Source organism: Bacillus cereus group sp. BfR-BA-01350 (assembly GCF_022663775.1).
Classification (GTDB): Bacteria; Bacillota; Bacilli; order Bacillales; family Bacillaceae_G; genus Bacillus_A; species Bacillus_A paranthracis.
Genome location: NZ_JAKUGD010000009.1, coordinates 161,267 through 181,201, shown reverse-complemented (window position 1 = coordinate 181,201; position 19,935 = coordinate 161,267). Strand labels below are relative to the sequence as shown.

Below are 19,935 nucleotides of genomic sequence, written 5' to 3'. Positions count from 1 at the left end.
TTTATTTTATGTAGAATAGAAATAATTGTCAATGATTTTAATTGTTTTTTCAGATTAGGCAGAAAACTTTCTTTAAAATAGTATTCTTTTATGATAGATTTATAAATATAAAACTAGAATTTACATAAAAATCCATCATGGTAAATATACTTATCTATAATGGATGTACTGCTAACGAGGGGGAGAACGATGAGAAGACGTAATACGCAAGCGTTCACGTTTTTAGCATGGACTTCATTTGTTTGTGCACTTTCAGGTATGCTAATTGGAATTTATACGCTAGATGAAACGCTTAGTGTAAAAGGATATTATTTAATTGGAACATTATTTTTAACGATGTCTTGTTTTGTATTACAAAAAACAATTCGTGATAATGAAGAAGATAACGAGAGATTTCCGAAAAATAAACCGTTAGATAAAGAGTAAATTGTAAAGAAAGGCATTTGCCTTTCTTTTTTTATGTAAAAATGGCGTAAGTACTCTGTGTTGACTTGCTTGAAGTACTGAAAATTTGGTATCATCAATAGTATTGTAGATTGAACGATATATTATGGAGGTGGCCTAGCCGTGTCAAGAATTTCCGTTGAGAATGTAAAGCACGTAGCACATTTAGCACGTCTTGCAATTACTGATCAAGAAGCAGAAAAATTTCAAAAACAACTAGATGCAATTGTTACATTTGCAGAACAGTTAAATGAATTAGATACAACAGATGTAAAACCAACAACTCATGTATTAACTATGAAAAATGTTATGCGTGAAGATGTACCAGAAAAAGGTTTACCAGTTGAAGAAGTATTAAAAAATGCACCGGATCACAAAGATAATCAAATCCGTGTTCCAGCAGTATTAGAATAGAGGAGGGGAATTTCGATGTCATTATTTGATCATTCAGTATCAGAGTTACATAAGAAATTAAACAACAAAGAAATTTCCGTTACGGATTTAGTAGAAGAATCTTACAAACGTATTGCGGATGTTGAAGATAACGTAAAAGCTTTTCTTACATTAGATGAAGAAAACGCACGCGCAAAAGCGAAAGAATTAGATGCAAAAATCGGCGCTGAAGATAATGGTTTATTATTCGGTATGCCAATTGGTGTAAAAGATAACATTGTAACTAACGGTCTTCGTACGACTTGTGCAAGCAAAATGTTAGCAAACTTCGATCCAATTTATGATGCGACAGTTGTGCAAAAACTAAAAGCTGCTGACACAATTACAATCGGTAAATTAAACATGGACGAGTTCGCAATGGGTTCTTCAAATGAAAACTCAGGTTTCTACGCTACGAAAAATCCATGGAACTTAGATTACGTTCCAGGCGGATCTAGTGGTGGTTCTGCAGCAGCTGTAGCAGCAGGAGAAGTATTATTCTCTCTAGGTTCTGATACAGGTGGTTCTATCCGTCAGCCAGCTGCATATTGCGGCGTTGTAGGTTTAAAACCAACTTACGGACGTGTATCTCGTTACGGATTAGTTGCATTCGCATCTTCACTGGACCAAATCGGACCGATTACACGTACAGTAGAAGATAATGCATACTTATTACAAGCTATTTCAGGTCTTGACCGTATGGATGCAACTTCTGCAAACGTTGAAGTAGGAAACTACTTAGCTGGTTTAACAGGCGACGTTAAAGGTTTACGTATTGCTGTACCGAAAGAATACTTAGGAGAAGGTGTTGGCGAAGAAGCTCGTGAGTCAGTACTAGCTGCTTTAAAAGTATTAGAAGGTATGGGCGCAACTTGGGAGGAAGTATCTCTTCCGCACTCTAAATACGCTCTAGCAACGTATTACTTATTATCTTCTTCTGAAGCATCAGCTAACCTTTCACGCTTTGATGGCGTACGTTATGGTGTTCGTTCTGATAATGTGAATAACTTAATGGATCTTTACAAAAACACACGTAGCGAAGGCTTCGGTGATGAAGTAAAACGTCGTATTATGCTTGGTACATTTGCTCTTAGCTCTGGTTACTATGATGCATATTACAAAAAAGCACAACAAGTACGTACATTAATTAAAAACGACTTTGAAAATGTATTTGCTAACTACGATGTTATTATTGGACCAACAACGCCAACTCCGGCATTTAAAGTGGGCGAAAAAGTTGATGATCCAATGACAATGTATGCAAATGACATTTTAACAATCCCAGTAAACTTAGCAGGCGTTCCAGCGATTTCTGTTCCATGTGGATTCGGTGCTAACAACATGCCACTTGGTTTACAAATTATTGGTAAACACTTCGATGAAGCGACAATTTACCGCGTTGCACATGCGTTTGAGCAAGCAACAGACTATCATACAAAAAAAGCAAGTCTGTAAGGAGGCGAGCATAGATGAATTTAGAAACAATTATTGGTTTAGAGGTTCACGTTGAGTTAAAAACAAATTCGAAAATTTTCTCTGCGAGTCCAACAGAATTCGGAGCGGAACCAAATACACAAACAAGTGTAATTGACTTAGGATACCCAGGAGTACTTCCTACTTTAAATAAAGAAGCAGTTAACTTTGCAATGAAAGCTGCAATGGCATTAAACTGTGAAATCGCAACAGAAACGAAGTTTGACCGTAAAAACTATTTCTATCCAGATAATCCGAAAGCTTACCAAATCTCTCAGTTTGATAAGCCAATTGGTGAAAATGGTTGGATTGAAATTGAAGTAGACGGTAAAAAGAAACGTATCGGTATTACACGTCTTCATTTAGAAGAAGATGCTGGTAAATCAACGCATACAGCTGACGGCTCATTAGTAGACTACAACCGTCAAGGTATGCCTTTAATCGAGATCGTATCTGAGCCAGATATGCGTACGCCAGAAGAAGCATATGCATACTTAGAGAAGTTAAAATCAATCATTCAATACACTGGCGTATCTGATTGTAAGATGGAAGAAGGTTCCTTGCGTTGTGATGCGAACATTTCCCTTCGTCCAGTTGGACAAGAGAAGTTCGGTACAAAAGCGGAACTGAAAAACTTAAACTCTTTCACTTACGTACAAAAAGGTCTTGAGTTTGAGCAAGCTCGCCAAGAAAAAGAATTATTATCTGGTGGTATCATCCAACAAGAAACACGTCGTTATGATGAAGCAACGAAGAAAACAATCTTAATGCGTGTGAAAGAAGGATCTGATGATTACCGTTACTTCCCAGAGCCGGACTTAGTTGAACTTTACATCGACGATGAGTGGAAAGAAGCAGTTCGTGCTTCTATTCCAGAACTTCCAGATGCACGTAAAGCTCGCTACGTTGCAGAATTAGGCTTACCAGCTTATGATGCACACGTATTAACATTAACGAAAGAAATGTCTGATTTCTTTGAAGCAACTGTTGCAGACGGTGCTGATGCGAAATTAACATCAAACTGGTTAATGGGTGAAGTACTTGCATACCTAAACAAACAACAAAAAGAATTAAAAGACGTTGCATTAACGCCTGCTGGTTTATCTAAAATGGTTCAATTAATTGAAAAAGGTACAATTTCTTCTAAAATTGCGAAGAAAGTATTTAACGAATTAATTGAAAAAGGTGGAGACCCAGAAGAAATCGTTAAAGCGAAAGGCCTTGTTCAAATTTCTGACGAGGGTACACTTCGTAAAGTTGTAACAGAAATTCTTGATAATAATGAGCAATCTATCGAAGACTTTAAAAACGGTAAAGACCGTGCAATTGGCTTCTTAGTTGGTCAAATTATGAAAGCTACAAAAGGACAAGCAAATCCACCGCTTGTTAATAAAATCTTACTTGAAGAGATTAATAAGCGATAATAGTAGTAACTTTTAAAGATTAAGCAGAAAAACACCCGTACATGGGTGTTTTTCTAGGTTAATCAAACGTTTGTTTAAATGAGAGAAAATTATTTAAACAAACGTTTGATTAACTGTCAAAAGTGGAAAAATGTTTGTATAGCAACTATGGTATGATAGTTGCAAAAAGGTGGGAATAATGATAAATCTAGAAATAGAGGTTTTTTCATCTCATGAAATAATAGATAATTATTATTCGTTATATGTAAATTGTTGTGAGGAAATAGATGGACATAAATTTTTTGTCAAATAAAACAAAACCATTGAAATGAATATTTACTTTTGATGGGCTACACGAATCGGGTTCTTACTGCCTGTTTGAGCGAGATAAAAGAAGGATAGGAAGATGAGAGGAGGTAGGCATGGGAATACTGAATAGAAGTTCGGTATGTTCTTTGTCGATACATAAAGAAATTTCCTGTGCTAATAAATGATGAAGCGAGCAAGAATTATTTATAATCCTACTTCTGGGCGTGAGCTATTTAAGAAGAGCTTACCGGAAGTATTACAAAAATTAGAACAAGCTGGATATGAAGCATCTTGTCATGCGACAACGGGTCCTGGAGACGCAACTGTGGCGGCGAGGCAAGCTGTAGAGCGTAAATTTGATGTTGTTATTGCGGCTGGTGGTGACGGCACGTTAAATGAAGTCGTAAACGGTCTAGTTGGTCATGAATTCCGTCCGAAATTTGGAATTATTCCAGTTGGAACGACAAATGACTTTGCACGTGCAATCGGTGTACCTCGTTCTATTGAAGAGGCAGCGGATATTATTTGTGAAGGAAAAACTGTGCCATTAGACCTTGGTAGAGCAAACGATACATATTTTATTAACATCGCTGGTGGCGGTCGTATTACAGAATTAACATATGAAGTACCAAGTAAGCTAAAGACTGTATTAGGACAACTTGCTTATTACTTAAAAGGTATCGAAATGCTACCATCACTACATCCAACATATGTTGAAATTGAGTATGATGGAAAATTACTACAAGAAGAAATTACGATGTTTTTAATTACGAATACTCGTTCAGTGGGTGGCTTTGAAAAGGTAGCACCATATGCATCGATTAACGATGGCTTATTTGATTTATTAGTGCTGAAAAAAGGTTCGATTGCCGACTTAATTAAAGCTGCAACACAAGCGCAGCGTGGTGAACATATTAACAATCCAAAAGTACTATACACACAAGCGAACCGAATTAAAGTGCATTCACCAGATAAACTAATGATTAATTTAGATGGTGAATATGGTGGAGATGCACCGATGGAATTCGAAAATATGTATCATTGTCTGGAACTATTTGTTCCTGAACATCAAGAGGATGCCCTGTAAAGGCATCCTTTTTATTATATAGAAGGATTGTAAATTGGAAGTTAGTTTGATTTTCATGGTATTTTTACAATTCGTTTATTTTATATCCATACTTTATTGATACACTGGAGGAGATAAGAGACGAGAGGTAGGGTGTGCTATGGAGAAGGTAAAAGCAATACTATTTGATAAAGATGGGACTTTAATGGATTTTCATTCAATTTGGATAAAAGTAGCTGAAGAACTTGTGGCGGAATGTATAAATTTATATGAACTGCCAAAGTCAATGCAGCCTACTTTATTAAAAGAGATTGGCGTGGAGGGGGTGTTTGTGAACCCTCGTAGCGCAATAGCGGCAGGAACGAGCCTTGATGTTGCAAAGGAGCTTTGTAAGTATATTCCGTTATCTAAGGAAGAGGAGATGCATGAGTGGGTAAGTGGAAAATTATTTTCCCTTATGTATGAGCACCGTTCTTATATGAAAATGACGGCGGATTTACCGAGAATTTTACAAAGCTTAAAGGATAGAGGATTTATTTTAGGTGTTGTTACAGCTGATGATTTTGCACCGACAGAATTATTTTTAAAACAGTACCAATTAGAGACCTTTTTTGATTATGTTGTAGCTTCAGATACATTTGCGGCACAAAAACCCGATAAAAGAATTATAGAATCCTTCTGTGAGAAGTTTCATTTAAAGGCATGTGAAGTAGCGGTCGTTGGGGATACACCGACTGATTTATATTTAGCGAAAAATGGTGATTGCTATGCAATTGGAGTACTATCTGGTACAGGGAATCGTCAAACATTAGAACCACTTGCTGATTTAGTAGTACAATCTGTTGGGGACTTTATTTCGCATTCAGGTGAGTTGACTTGGGAAAAAGGAAAGTCTAATGTGTAAGAAAAATAAGTCTATAAAGACTCGTTATGAGTCTTTATAGACTTATTTTTTATGGCGAAATAGAAGGTGTGTAGGATGAATACTGAAAAAGAATATTGGCATACATTTTGCAATGAAAAGAGAAAACAATGTAAAGAAAAGGATGGGGTACGTAATGAATACAAAAAAATTTGCTAAAGTAAATGAACAAATTCCTGGACCGAAAGCAGCGTCTTTACTAGAACGCCGCCAAAATATAGTACCAAAAGGAGTAAGTAACGGCATCCCAACGTTTGTACAATCTGCAAATGGTGCTCTTGTTACTGATGTTGATGGCAATCAGTACATTGATTTCGCTGGAGCAATAGGAACAATTAACGTAGGGCATTGTCACCCAGCTGTTAAAGAAGCACTCCATAAACAAGTAGATCAATACATTCATACTGGCTTTAATGTCATGATGTATGAGCCATATATTGAATTAGCAGAAAAACTTGCGGCATTAGCGCCAGGAAGTTTTGATAAGCAAGTACTATTTTTAAATAGTGGTGCAGAAGCAGTTGAGAATGCGGTAAAAATCGCTCGTAAATATACAAAAAGACCTGGTATTATTGCATTTTCTAAAGGTTTCCATGGACGCACATTAATGACAATGACAATGACAAGTAAAGTAAAACCATATAAATTTGGATTTGGTCCATTTGCGCCTGAAGTCTATAAAGCACCATTCCCGTACGAATATCGCCGCCCAGAAGGATTAACGGAAGAGCAGTACGATAACTTTATGATTGAAGAGTTTAAGAATTTCTTCGTATCAGAAGTAGCACCAGAAACGATTGCAGCCGTTGTAATGGAACCTGTTCAAGGGGAAGGTGGATTTATCGTCCCAAGTAAGAAGTTTGTGCAAGAAGTACGCAATATTTGTTCAGAACACGGCATCTTATTTGTAGCGGATGAAATTCAAACTGGATTTAGCCGTACAGGAAAATATTTCGCCATTGATCATTATGATGTCGTTCCGGATTTAATTACGGTATCTAAATCATTAGGTGCTGGTGTACCGATTAGTGGTGTTATTGGGCGCAAAGAAATTATGAATGAGTCTGCACCAGGAGAACTTGGTGGAACGTATGCAGGAAGCCCGCTAGGATGTGCGGCAGCATTAGCAGTACTTGATGTAATAGAAAAAGAGAATTTAAATGATAGAGCGATAGAATTAGGAAAAGTCGTAATGAACCGATTCGAAGAGATGAAAAATAAATATAATTGCATCGGTGATGTGCGCGGTTTAGGAGCAATGTGTGCATTTGAGCTCGTTCAAGATCGTAAGACGAAAGCACCTGATAAAACGTTAACAGCTAATTTATGCGCAGAAGCAAATAAACGTGGCTTACTTCTACTATCAGCAGGAACATACGGTAATGTTATTCGTGTGCTAATGCCATTAGTGATTACAGATGAGCAACTGGAAGAAGGATTAACAATCATTGAAGAATCGTTGCAAGTCTGTTATGAGAAAGCAAATATTGCTCGTGTTTAAAAGTTAAATAATAAAACAGCAAACATTCTAGCTGACTCTATATAAAATGCAGAAAATTCACTTTATAATAAAGGTAGTGAAGTGAATCGACGGATTGGAAGTTAGGGGTGGCTAGGATGGTTGCAGAAAAGGAACGAGTGTTAATGGATTTACAAGATGTATTTGAATATGCGTTTGACGAAATTTTTGTGACTGACGAAAAGGGAATCGTTGTACGTGTAAATAGTACATGTGAAAGGCACTATCAATTGGCTGCAAAAGAGTTAGTAGGTAAACATGTAAAAGAATTGCAGAAAGATGGTATCTTTTACCCATCAGCAACGTTAGAAGTAATTGAAAAAAAGAGGCCAATCGAACTAGTTCAGACGACAAAATCAGGAGAGTATTTACACGTTCGTACAAGGCCTGTTTTTGATGAAGAGGGCAATTTAAGAAGAGTAATTAGTTACTCTCGTGATCTTACAGAACTCTATCAATTACGTCAAAAGGTAGAAGAAATGGATAATCAGTTAAAAACATATAAAAAAGAATTAAGAGAAACATATGAACATGAAGGACTTATTTTTAAAAGTATCGCTATGCAAAAAATAGTCGAGACAATCAAGAAAGTATCCGTGGTAGATAGTACGGTTCTCGTTTTAGGTGAGACAGGAGTAGGAAAGAGTCGATTGGTGCGTCATTTACATGAAGTGAGTAACCGGAAGAATGAAAGTTTCTATGAAATTAACTGTGCGGCATTGCCGACAAATTTAATTGAATCAGAGCTTTTTGGATACTCAGGCGGATCCTTTACAGGTGCGAATCGTGAAGGGAAAAAGGGACTACTAGAATCAGCGCATAAAGGAACGCTATTCTTAGATGAAATTGGCGAAATGCCGCTTGAAACTCAAGCAAAGCTTTTGCAAGTGTTGCAAGAAAAAACGTTTCGCCCTATAGGCGGAAGAGAATTAAAAAAGGTGGACGTTAGAATTGTAGCGGCAACAAATAGAGATTTAAGTATGATGGTGAAACAAGGAACATTTCGGAAAGATTTATATTATCGTCTGAATGTCATTCCCATTGTAATCCCGCCACTACGGGAAAGAACAGAAGACATTTTGCCACTTATTTATCATTATTTACAACACTTTAACGAGAAATATGGAAGGAATGTAAAATTAGCGCCTAGTACATTGCAAATGTTTGTTGGTTACCCGTGGGAAGGAAATAATAGAGAAATTGAAAATGTGATTGAGCGAATTGTTATAACTGCTGATGATATCGTTACGATAGAAGATTTACCAATAGCGATGCAAGAATCAACGGTTGAACAATCGGGCCAAAGTCTCTATAAAATGTTAGAAGAAGTAGAACGGAATATTATTTTGAAAGCATATAAAACATATGGATCGAGTTATAAAGTAGCGGAGTTTTTAAAAATAAGTCAATCTGCTGCCACGAGAAAAATAAAGAAACTTATAGAGGAGGAAGAGAATATTGGATAAAAAAGCGACGTTTGTAAATGTAGAGAAAAAGGCGATGTATATAAATGGTGAGTGGATTACATTGCAAGAACAAATCGAAGTAAATAATCCAGCAACGAAGGAAATATTTGCGACTGTACCAAAGGGCGGGGTAACAGAGGCAAAGCAAGCTGTTGATGCTGCGCATGAAGCTTTTAAATTATGGTCTAAGTTAACAGCGGCAGATCGTGCAGCGAAATTAAAAAAATGGTTCACACTTATTGAGGAAAATAAAGAAGAGCTTGCAGCGATCATGACGAAAGAACAAGGAAAGCCCTTTGCAGAAGCGCTTGGTGAAGTGAATTATGCAAATAGTTTTGTTGAATGGTATGCAGAAGAAGGAAAACGCGTATATGGTGAAATGATTCCTGCTTCTCATCCAAATAAGCGCATTTTAGTCATGAAGCAACCAGTTGGCGTTATGGCAGCTATTACACCGTGGAACTTCCCGGCTGCTATGATTACGAGAAAGGTAGCCCCAGCGCTTGCAGCAGGATGTACAGCGGTTGTAAAACCTGCAAGTCAAACGCCGTTAACTGCGTTAAAATTAGCTGAATTAGCTCATGAAGCAGACATTCCAAAAGGCGTAATAAATATTGTAACAGGTAGTGCGAAAGCAATTGCTGATACATGGATGGAAGATGGACGCGTTCGAAAAGTTTCCTTTACAGGATCAACGGAAATTGGGAAAGAGTTAATGGCTAGTGCGGCACAAACGATGAAAAAGGTTTCACTTGAGTTAGGCGGTCACGCACCGTTTATTGTTATGAATGATGCAGACTTAGATAAAGCAGTAGGGGCAGTAATCGGTTCGAAATTCCGTAACGCAGGACAAACGTGTATATGTACAAACCGAGTATTTGTTCAGGAAGAAGTTTACGAAGTATTCGCAGAGAAGTTTCAAAAGGCAGTAGGGAAGTTGAAAGTAGGAGATGGTTTCGGTGACGGAACGACTGTCGGGCCACTTATTGATGAGAATGCAGTTTCAAAAGTACAAGAACATATTGAAGATGCTATTCAAAAAGGTGGAACAGTTTTATATGGTGGCCAAAAGGTTACAGAGCTAGATGGACACTTTATTCAACCAACTGTAATTGGATTAGCGAATGATACGATGCTTTGTATGAATGAAGAAACATTTGGACCAGTTGCACCTGTTGCGAAATTTAAAACGATTGAAGAAGTAATTGAACGTGCGAACAATACGCCATACGGTTTAGCAGCGTACATTTTCACGAAAGACATTAGCCAAGCATTCCAAATTAGTGAAGCACTAGAGTATGGTATTATCGGTTTAAATGATGGCCTCCCATCAGTTGCACAAGCACCGTTCGGTGGCTTTAAAGAGAGTGGCATTGGTCGTGAAGGAGGTCATTTCGGTATCGAGGAATATTTAGAAATTAAATATATTTCATTAGGACTATAAGTAGTATACTAGAATCTCTATAAGGTAACAGAGAAGGAGATTCTAGTATGGTATATTGGCTATTATTACTTGTAACAATTATTTTTGAAGTAGCTGGAACAATTGCGATGAAATTATCAAACGGTTTAACAAAGCTCATTCCAAGTGTACTTATTTTTGTATTTTACGGAATTTGTTTCAGCGTGTTTGCCATCGTTGTAAAAAAGATTCATTTAAGTATTGCTTATGCAATTTGGTCTGGTGTTGGGACGTTACTTATTACGATTATTAGTGTGTACTTTTTTAAAGAGCACATTAGCCTATTCCAAGCATTTTGTATTCTTTTCATCGTGTTAGGAGTAATTGGGCTTAAGGTTTCATCTGCATCATAAAAGGCTATCTTCCGCTGCGGGAGATAGCCTTTTGCTTTTATTAAAACGCCCAATTACCTTTACGGAAGATTGGTTCATGTCTGCCATCAGCTGTAATGCCGTCGATATCAAGCTCAGCTGATCCAATCATGAAATCTTCGTGTGTAATACTAGCGTTTGCGCCATTTTCAGCAAGTTCTTCTTTAGACATCGTTTTTCCGCCAACTAAGTTAAATGCATAAGCATTTCCGATTGCAAGGTGGCAAGATGCATTTTCATCAAATAGCGTGTTGTAGAATAAAATATTTGTGTTTGAAATTGGTGAATCATGAGGTACTAAAGCTACTTCGCCTAAGAAGTGAGAACCTTCATCTGTTTCTACTAAATGTTTTAAAGCTTCTTCTCCAACTTCAGCTTTATAATCTACGATACGTCCGTTTTCAAATGTTAACGTGAAGTTATCGATAATGTTACCTGCAAATGCTAACGGTTTTGTACTAGATACTTGGCCATTTACACCTGTTTTAAGTGGCATTGTAAACACTTCTTCAGTTGGAATGTTCGCCATAAATGGTACGTTCTTTTCATTTAAGCTACCAGCACCAGCCCATACATGTTTTTCTGGAAGTTCGATCGTTAAATCTGTTCCAGGACCAGTATAGTGAAGAGCTTTATAATGCTTTTCGTTTAAGTAATCAACTTTTGTATGTAATGTTTTATCGTGTTCTTTCCATGCTTCCACAGGATTTTCTAAATCAGCACGAGTAGCTTTGAAAATAGCATCCCATAGTTTTGCTTCTTGTTCTTCTGGTGCAACGTCAGGGAATACTTTCGCAGCCCATTCTTTCGTAGGAACAGAAATGACACACCAGCTTACTTTATCAGCTTGTACGTAATCACGGTATACTTTCATTGCTTCACCAGCTACTTTATGAGCTGTTGCGATACGCGTTGGTTCTACACCTTTTAATAGATCAGGGTTTTCTGCATAAATAGACATAAATGCAGCGCCTTCTTTTGCTAATTCTTCACGAGCGTGTGCTTTCCAAGATGGGAACTCAGCGAATGCTTCTTCAGGAGCTAGATCGAACTTTAAGCGTGTTAACGTCTCATCATTCCAATCCACATATACGTGTTTTGCACCAGATTTATATGCTTTTTCTGTAACGAGGCGTACAAATTGTACAGCTTCAAGAGGTGCGCTAATTGATAATGTTTGTCCTGGTTGAATATTAACACCAACATTGACTGCAAGGGCAGCATATTTCTCTAACGTTTGTTCAAATGACATATGTATAATCTCCTTTAATTTGAAAGATTTCTTACTATATATAATACAAGAAAATTCAAAAAATATATATAAATATAGCGTAAAAAGAGAGCTCAAAATATATTGAGCCCTCATCGTTATTTAATCGAAGAAGCAAACTGTTCTACGGTCGTCGTATGGTGTATGCGAACACGCTTCATTTTTAACAATTCATCGGGGTCACCTTTTGTAATGAATTTTCCGGGTTTTGTTGTCGTCGCAAATTGATAATACTTCTTCGTTTCTGCAACAACCTTATCATCTACATGACCGAATGGATAAGCAATCGCGATAACAGGCTTACCTGTTATTTTTTCTAGCTTTTCTTTTGAACCTTTTAACTCTTCCTCATAGTTTGTAATTTTCGGTAAGTCTGCATGTGTTGCAGTATGAGATTGCACCGAGAAAATGCCGGAACCAACCATTTCTTTTATTTCAGAAGTAGACAATGCTCCTTCTACATCAACGTTATCAACAATCATATATTCTGTTGCCGCCGGTTTAAACGTATCGTCTTTTAGCTTTTGTAAAACATGAAATGCATTCATATTATTTTTCATACCATCATCAAATGTAACAAAGATAGGTTTATTTACTTTATTTATATCGCCCCAGCGTTCAAACGTTAACAGTGTATAACCATTGTCCTTTAAATATTTCATTTGGGCTTCAAAGTTAGCAGGTGATACGAATAAGTCTTTAATACCTTGACCGTGATAATCATCGATTGCATGGTACATAAGAACGGGAACCTTTTGCTCGAAAGTAATAGCAGATTTTGTGAGTGGAATGGTTTTCCCATCTTCTTTTATGCCTATTGCTTCAATTTGAAACTCACCACGTTTTCCTTCAAATTCTTTTATATCAAAAGGAAGTGTAAACTGTTTCTCCTTTTCTTTAGAAGAAAAAGATTTAGTGTGTTCCTTTCCATCAGCAGTACGCCAAATTTTATATTGTACTTCAGTTAAAGCATCTTTTATATCTGTCATATGAATGGTAGTATTTGTAGCTTCGTGTGTAATGGACTGATAAGAAATTTTACCTTGTTCTTGCACAGTAGCTGCTTGTTTCTTAGTTTCTTGAACCTTTTTCTCTTTTTTAGGTTCCTGGTTTACATTGCTAGTATTACAACCTGCTAGAATGGCAGATGTGCATAAAGCGATTGCAACATATTTTCTCATAAAATCACCTTCTATTGTGTATTATGTTACATATTTATATTTAAAATCCCCACCACTGTAAGAGAGGTGGGGACATACCCTTGTTCATCATAGCATTTGAAGAATATGTATGGAATGAGAAAAGTAACAATAGATAAAAAAAACACCTTACTTCAACGAGTAAGGTGATTTTTTATTAAATAAACAATCCAGCGATTGTCGCAGATAAAATAGAAGCAAGTGTTGATGCAAATAGCATTTTCCAACCAAATTTAGAAACAACGCTTCCTTGTTTTTCAGAAAGAGCACGAATTGTACCAACGATCGCGCCAATTTGGCTAATACTTGCGAAGCTAATTAAGAATACTGTAACGATTCCAACTGTACGTGGAGATAATGTTGCTGCAACACCTTTTAAATCAAGGATTGCTACAAACTCGTTTAATACAATCTTCGTACCCATAATTCCGCCAGCTGGGATAATATCTTGAGCTGGAATCCCCATTAAGAATGCGAATGGAGCAAGTACGTAACCAAAGATTTGTTGTAACGTAACGGCATGTCCCATTGCACCTGAAGCTGCGCTAATTACGTAGTTTACAACTTCCATCACACCGATGAAAGCGATCATTAATGCGGCAACGATACCTGCTACTTTTAAACCGTCAAGCGCACCGTTAATCATTGCACCGATAAAGCTATCCCCGAATACAGTTCGGTCAAATTTCTGAACTACTTCGTCTTCTTTTTTCGTATCAACAGGTGTTAATAACGAACAAACGATTAAGCTTGAGAATAAGTTTAATGGAAGAGCTGCTAATACATATTTTGCATCTAACATCATTACGTATGATGCTGTAACAGAAGCAGAAACTGAGCTCATTGCAGAACAACAAATGATAAACATACGGTTTTTGTTAAAATGCTGTAAATCATTTTTAATAACGATTAAAGCTTCACTTGAACCGAAGAATACAGAGTTTACTGCGTGGAATGATTCAACGCGTGGTAAACCAGTAACTTTTGAAATAGCACCGCCGACAACGCGAACGATGAATGGTAAAACACCTAAATAACTAAAGATAGAAAGTAGTGCTGAGAAAAATACGATAATTAATAATACGTTTAAGAAAAAGACAAAATCTCTTTGAATTCCATTAAAGAGAAAATCGACGCCTGTCGTACCAAGTTTAATTAGTTTGTTGAAAACTTTACTAATGAAGATGATAATTTGTTGACCAATTTTTGTGCCAAACATAAACCAACCGATTAAAATTTGGAAACCAATCATAATTGCAATTGCACGGAAGTTGATTTTACTTTTGTTGTTTGACAAAGCAAAACATAAACCTAAAACGACAAGAATACCGATAATACTCATTACATATTGCATGTAGTTGCCCCTTTCAGAAGTTCGTATAAAGTTTGTACATAAAACGCTCGTTATATTACTAAAAATAAGACAAAGAGGTTTTATGTCATACGTAAGATGTCTGACCTTTTAGAAAAATAAAAATAAAAAAGACCCATATGGATTCACTTTCATCTATGAGAGAAAGCTAATCAATATGAGTCCTTTTTGCACATAGGCTAATATTCATTAGTTTTCCCCATAGTCCAGCAATTTAAGGTTGCCGGGTAGAAACTCTCGATCCATATTATCGAGTATATATGAGGTAACATCGTCCGTATTAAATTAGTAGTAGCGTAACATTAACAGAGAACTATCGTCAATAGCTTTTTTTCTTCCAATAGAAATAGACCATATAAGTATGATAAAATGTAACGCAGTGTTATGAAAAAGAGAGGTCGGAAAATGAGTACAAAAATGACGCCACCAGTTGAAAAAAACGAGTTTATAGATGTAGTATTTGAAGATTTAACACATGATGGTGCCGGTGTTGCGAAAGTAAAAGGCTATCCTATTTTCGTTAAAAACGGATTACCAGGTGAAGAAGCGCAAATTAAAATTATTAAAGTGAAGAAAAACTTCGCATTCGGTCGTTTAATGAAGCTTCATACAGAGAGCCCATATCGTAAAGATGCCGAATGCCCAGTGTACAATCAGTGCGGCGGTTGTCAGCTTCAGCATTTAACATATGAAGGACAATTACAAGCGAAAGAAAAACAAGTACGTGACGTTATGCAGCGCATTGGAGGACTAAGCGATGTTCCTGTTCATCCTGTACTTGGCATGAAGAATCCGTGGGTATACCGTAATAAAGCACAAGTACCAATTGGAGAACGTGAAGGCGGACTTGTAGCTGGTTTCTATCGTCAAGGAACGCATGACATTATTAATATGGAATCATGTTTAATTCAAGCAGAAGAAAACGATACATTGATTCAAGAAGTAAAACGAATTTGTGAAAAACACGGTATTTCGGCGTACAACGAAGAGCGTAACAAAGGAACACTTCGTCACGTAATGGCTCGTTACGGACAAGTAACAGGGGAGATTATGCTTGTCTTCATTACTCGTACAGCAGAACTGCCAAACAAAAAAGCAATCATTGAAGAAATTGCTACGAAATTCCCAGAAGTAAAATCAATTGTTCAAAACGTAAACCCGAAACGTACAAATGTAATCTTCGGAGACAAAACGACAGTACTGTACGGATCAGAATATATTTATGACTTTATCGGCGATATTAAATTTGCGATTTCAGCACGTTCATTCTATCAAGTAAACCCAGAACAAACGAAAGTGTTATACGATAAAACGTTAGAATACGCAAAATTAGATGGCAATGAAACAGTAATTGATGCCTATTGTGGAATTGGATCAATCTCCTTATTCCTAGCACAAAAAGCGAAAAAAGTGTACGGCGTTGAAATCGTCCCAGAAGCGATCGAAGACGCAAAGCGTAACGCAGCACTAAACAACATGATAAACGCTGAATTTGGTGTAGGAGAAGCAGAAGTAGTTATTCCAAAATGGTATAAAGAAGGCGTAATCGCTGACACAATGGTCGTAGATCCACCGCGTAAAGGTTGTGATGAGGCACTACTTAACACAATCATCGACATGAAACCAAAACGCGTCGTATACGTATCATGTAACCCAGCAACATTAGCACGTGATTTAAAAGTACTAGAAGAAGGCGGATATAAAACACAGGAAGTACAACCTGTTGATATGTTCCCACATACGACTCACGTAGAGTGTGTGGCTTGGCTTAAGTTGGTATAATAGAAAAGCAGTTGATATAGGAAAATCTATACCATCTGCTTTTTGGTTTATTGAGAGTTTGAAATTGTATTCATAGTGAGAGGATTTGAATTTGAAATGATAGATAATTTTTGGCGTGATTTACCACGGCCGTTTTTCGTACTTGCACCAATGGAAGATGTGACAGACGTTGTTTTCCGTCACGTAGTAAGTGAAGCTGGTCGCCCAGATGTATTCTTCACAGAGTTCACAAATTCGGATAGCTATTGTCACCCAGAAGGTATGAAAAGCGTACGTGGCCGTTTAATTTTTACAGAAGACGAACAGCCAATGGTGGCACATATTTGGGGAGATAATCCTGAATATTTCCGTCAAATGAGTATTGGTATGGCAGAACTAGGATTTAAAGGCATCGATATTAACATGGGTTGTCCTGTACCGAACGTAGCATCAAGAGGAAAAGGTAGTGGCCTTATCTTGCGTCCAGATGTTGCGGCAGAACTTATTCAAGCTGCAAAAGCAGGCGGACTACCTGTCAGCGTAAAAACAAGACTTGGCTTTAAAGAATTAAGTGAGTGGGAAGATTGGTTAACGCATATTTTCAAACAAGATATTGCAAACCTTTCTATTCATTTACGTACAAGAGAAGAGATGAGCCAAGTAGATGCGCACTGGGAGCTAATTCCGGAAATTAAAAAATTACGTGATCGTATTGCACCAAATACGCTCCTAACGATAAACGGAGACATTCCTGACCGTAAAACTGGGCTGGAACTTGCTGAAAAATACGGTATTGATGGTGTTATGATCGGACGAGGCATCTTTAAAAATCCATTTGCCTTTGAAAAAGAGCCAAGAGAGCATAGCAGTAAAGAACATCTAGATCTTTTAAGGCTACAGCTTGATCTTCAAGATCAATATGCAGAAGTATTACCACGCTCTATCACAGGGCTACATCGCTTCTTCAAAATTTATGTAAAAGGCTTCCCTGGAGCTGCTGAACTACGAAATCAATTGATGAGTACGAAGTCGACGGATGAAGTACGTGCATTGCTTGATAAGTTTGAGGAGAGTGTTAGTGAGACACAGGGTAGTGAAACGGTGTAACTTTTGAAAGTTAGAGGGATGGAGTGTAGTAATTTTATTAGTGTAAGGTGAACCGTATCAGAAGTAAGTGAGGTATTCTATATAAAACAAGGGTAAGAAAAGAATACAGGAGAAAATGGTAGGTTGATCTTGATTTTCACTGATATTAGCATGTTTATTTTATCCCGCTATTTGCGGGCAGTAAAACTCCCACCTCAAAATTCTGCTAGTGCAAAGAGGTTAGGTTGGATTCAGGCTGATAATAAGTGGGGGATGAATCACCCCTCACTTATTAAAGTTGCACTTTATTACGCCTATAATTGGAGGCTATGCAAATGTTAAGTGATCAAACGAGATATTCTAGGCTCGCGAATATAACCAAAATAATAAATACAAAATTAGAACTACGTGAAGTATTGCAGCGTGTAACCATGGCGATATCAGAGGAGATTGTTAGGTGTGACGCTGTTGGAATTTATTTACCTGAAGAAGATGGAACATTTAGAGGGTTTGCAGGAAAACCAGAGACCATAAATGGCGTAACGCTCGATACTCAAGTAATTGACCCTGAAGTAGACTTACTGGCAAAAGAAGTTATTGAAACTAAAAAAACCATCTATATTCCTGATACCTCAAAGGATCATCGACCGGATCCGAGACCGGTCGGTGCGTTCAAAATTAAGTCTTTATTAGCTCTGCCTATCTCATTTGGACAAGAGTTATTTGGTCTTGTTTTTTTATTTGATTATGGAGTTCCAATGAACTTAACAGATTCAGAAATTCAAAGTGTTGAAGCTTATGTAAACATGGCGGCGGTCGCCATTCAAAACGCAAAAAATTTAACCCAAAAAGAAAATCTTATTGCCGAGAAGCAGCTGTTACTAAATGTTACCCGTGATTTATCAATGTGTTCCTCAATACAGGAGAGTTTTGATAAATGCTTTTTTTACTTAGGACAGATTTTAGAGAGTAAAAACATGGCTGCCCACCTTTTAGATCCGCTAGACAAAACAACGATTAAGACAACGAAGTTAAGCTCGGGCTGTGATTGGATAGAAGCAGATTGGATGGAGAAAAGCTATGAAGCCAAGATTCAAGAGATTATTCGAACAAAACATATAGATAGTAAGGGTTTACTGATGATGCCATTGGTTTCAATGGGAGAAGTATTAGGGGTAATCGTCGTTGGCAAAGAGGAAAAAACTCATAATTACGATGATTCCCGAATTCAACTGGCAAAATCTATCGTCGATGCCACAGCTCCTACGTTTTCAAACTTGTTATATATGGATCAACTTGAAAGCATGGTGGAAGAACGAACGAGAGAACTGGCTGCTGCTAATGAAAAAGTCACAAGTGTGATTGAAAGTATTACGGATGGATTCTTGACTTTGAATAATAAATGGGAATTTACTTATGTAAATAAACATCAACATTTCCCACAAAGAAAAACAGCAAAAGACGTATTAGGTAAGAATATATGGGAGGTCTTCCCAAGTAGCGTAGATACAGTTATATATAAGGAGCTTCATCGTGTAATGTCAGAGCGAACTACAGTTCATTTTGAATTTTTTTCTACCTCTGATGAATATTGGCATGAAGTTATTGCATATCCGTATGATGATGGTATTTGTTGTATTTGTAAAAACATAACAGAAAAAAAGCAATATGAGCAGGAATTGAAAAGGTTATCCAACATAGAGTTAATAGGGCAAATGGCAGCAGGTATCAGCCACGAGATTAGAAATCCAATGACAACAATACGAGGATTTTTGCAGTTATTAAAAGAAGAGAATAACTATGAGAAACATAATAACTACTTTAATTTAATGGTTGAAGAACTTGACCGTGCCAATTCTATTATTACTGAATTTCTCTCAATAGGTAATACAAAGAAATCAGATTTGCAGATGTTAGATTTAAACTCAATTATCCACGATATTATTCCTTTAATAAAGATAGATACGCATAATCAAAATAAATATATTCAAGTCGATACAAATGACGTTCCAGCATTACTTTTAAATCGTAATGAGATACGGCAATTATTAATGAACCTATACCGTAATGGCTTAGAAGCGATGAGTACAGGGAAAACTCTAACCATTAGCACCTATAAGGAAGGGCAAAATTGTGTGGTGCTTGCAGTGCGGGATGAAGGGAAAGGTATCAGCCCTGAAGTATTAGAGAAACTGGGGACTCCATTTTACACAACCAAAGATAATGGAACTGGATTGGGATTAGGCGTATGTTATGCCATTGCTACCCGTCATAATGCAAAAATAGAAATTCAAACAGGATCGGAAGGCACTACCTTTTTTGTTAAATTTAATTATGAAAATAATAAAAAATAATCTTATTTAGATTAGTTACGGTAAAC

General features: G+C 37.0%; 16 protein-coding genes and 1 riboswitch. Of the genes, 13 read left to right on the top strand and 3 right to left on the bottom strand.

What is annotated here, in order from left to right:
• The first annotated feature begins 189 nt into the window (after window positions 1-189).
• From MR147_RS19550 to MR147_RS19505, 10 genes are all read left to right on the top strand, one after another.
• Window positions 190-426: a YiaA/YiaB family inner membrane protein gene (locus tag MR147_RS19550; protein WP_001254393.1), complete on the top strand. Its 237-nt coding sequence runs from the start codon at window positions 190-192 to the stop codon at window positions 424-426.
• 141 nt (window positions 427-567) lie between these two features.
• Window positions 568-858, top strand: a complete 291-nt coding sequence (gatC, locus tag MR147_RS19545; protein WP_000086999.1) for an Asp-tRNA(Asn)/Glu-tRNA(Gln) amidotransferase subunit GatC — start codon at window positions 568-570, stop codon at window positions 856-858.
• A 15-nt stretch (window positions 859-873) separates the two neighbouring features.
• Window positions 874-2,331, top strand: coding sequence for an Asp-tRNA(Asn)/Glu-tRNA(Gln) amidotransferase subunit GatA (gene gatA / locus MR147_RS19540; protein ID WP_000051446.1), 1,458 nt, complete (start codon window positions 874-876; stop codon window positions 2,329-2,331).
• A 14-nt stretch (window positions 2,332-2,345) separates the two neighbouring features.
• Complete coding sequence (gatB, locus tag MR147_RS19535) at window positions 2,346-3,773, top strand: Asp-tRNA(Asn)/Glu-tRNA(Gln) amidotransferase subunit GatB (protein WP_001047674.1); 1,428 nt, start codon at window positions 2,346-2,348, stop codon at window positions 3,771-3,773.
• 469 nt (window positions 3,774-4,242) lie between these two features.
• The gene (locus MR147_RS19530; protein WP_000977677.1) at window positions 4,243-5,148 is read left to right on the top strand and encodes a diacylglycerol kinase; all 906 of its coding nucleotides are present in this window, start codon (window positions 4,243-4,245) and stop codon (window positions 5,146-5,148) included.
• 139 nt (window positions 5,149-5,287) lie between these two features.
• Window positions 5,288-6,031 carry an HAD family hydrolase gene (locus MR147_RS19525; RefSeq protein ID WP_074607768.1) on the top strand — a complete coding sequence of 248 codons (744 nt, stop codon included), beginning with the start codon at window positions 5,288-5,290 and terminating at the stop codon, window positions 6,029-6,031.
• Between the two features lie 154 nt (window positions 6,032-6,185).
• Window positions 6,186-7,550, top strand: a complete 1,365-nt coding sequence (gene gabT / locus MR147_RS19520) for a 4-aminobutyrate--2-oxoglutarate transaminase (protein WP_014481549.1) — start codon at window positions 6,186-6,188, stop codon at window positions 7,548-7,550.
• 116 nt (window positions 7,551-7,666) lie between these two features.
• A complete protein-coding gene (locus MR147_RS19515; RefSeq protein WP_000225164.1) occupies window positions 7,667-9,034 on the top strand; it encodes a sigma-54 interaction domain-containing protein in 1,368 nt (455 codons plus the stop codon).
• Complete coding sequence (gene gabD / locus MR147_RS19510) at window positions 9,027-10,478, top strand: NADP-dependent succinate-semialdehyde dehydrogenase (RefSeq protein WP_074606165.1); 1,452 nt, start codon at window positions 9,027-9,029, stop codon at window positions 10,476-10,478. Before MR147_RS19515 ends, gabD begins: the two co-directional genes overlap by 8 nt.
• Window positions 10,479-10,525: 47 nt before the next feature.
• The gene (locus MR147_RS19505) at window positions 10,526-10,849 is read left to right on the top strand and encodes a DMT family transporter (protein WP_000263254.1); all 324 of its coding nucleotides are present in this window, start codon (window positions 10,526-10,528) and stop codon (window positions 10,847-10,849) included.
• A 40-nt stretch (window positions 10,850-10,889) separates the two neighbouring features.
• Here the strand turns inward: MR147_RS19505 and MR147_RS19500 are convergent, their stop codons facing one another.
• The 3 genes from MR147_RS19500 to MR147_RS19490 form a co-directional block, all read right to left on the bottom strand.
• Entirely contained in the window at window positions 10,890-12,119 is a 1,230-nt protein-coding gene (locus MR147_RS19500) for an aminopeptidase (protein WP_000007360.1), read from the bottom strand.
• Between the two features lie 116 nt (window positions 12,120-12,235).
• Entirely contained in the window at window positions 12,236-13,318 is a 1,083-nt protein-coding gene (locus MR147_RS19495; RefSeq protein ID WP_074606167.1) for a polysaccharide deacetylase family protein, read from the bottom strand.
• Window positions 13,319-13,493: 175 nt separating this feature from the next.
• Window positions 13,494-14,690, bottom strand: a complete 1,197-nt coding sequence (locus MR147_RS19490) for a NupC/NupG family nucleoside CNT transporter (RefSeq protein WP_074606169.1) — start codon at window positions 14,688-14,690, stop codon at window positions 13,494-13,496.
• A 200-nt stretch (window positions 14,691-14,890) separates the two neighbouring features.
• A riboswitch (purine riboswitch) is annotated at window positions 14,891-14,992 on the bottom strand.
• A 121-nt stretch (window positions 14,993-15,113) separates the two neighbouring features.
• On the opposite strand from MR147_RS19490, the gene rlmD reads away from it, so the two are divergent.
• The 3 genes from rlmD to MR147_RS19475 all read left to right on the top strand — a co-directional run bounded on the left by rlmD (window position 15,114) and on the right by MR147_RS19475 (window position 19,909).
• Window positions 15,114-16,490 (top strand): 23S rRNA (uracil(1939)-C(5))-methyltransferase RlmD, encoded by a 1,377-nt coding sequence (rlmD, locus tag MR147_RS19485; protein ID WP_074606171.1) that lies wholly within the window; start codon window positions 15,114-15,116, stop codon window positions 16,488-16,490.
• A 96-nt stretch (window positions 16,491-16,586) separates the two neighbouring features.
• A complete protein-coding gene (locus MR147_RS19480) occupies window positions 16,587-17,576 on the top strand; it encodes a tRNA dihydrouridine synthase (protein WP_000566687.1) in 990 nt (329 codons plus the stop codon).
• A 314-nt stretch (window positions 17,577-17,890) separates the two neighbouring features.
• A complete protein-coding gene (locus tag MR147_RS19475; protein ID WP_074541518.1) occupies window positions 17,891-19,909 on the top strand; it encodes a GAF domain-containing sensor histidine kinase in 2,019 nt (672 codons plus the stop codon).
• The last annotated feature ends 26 nt before the right edge of the window (window positions 19,910-19,935 follow it).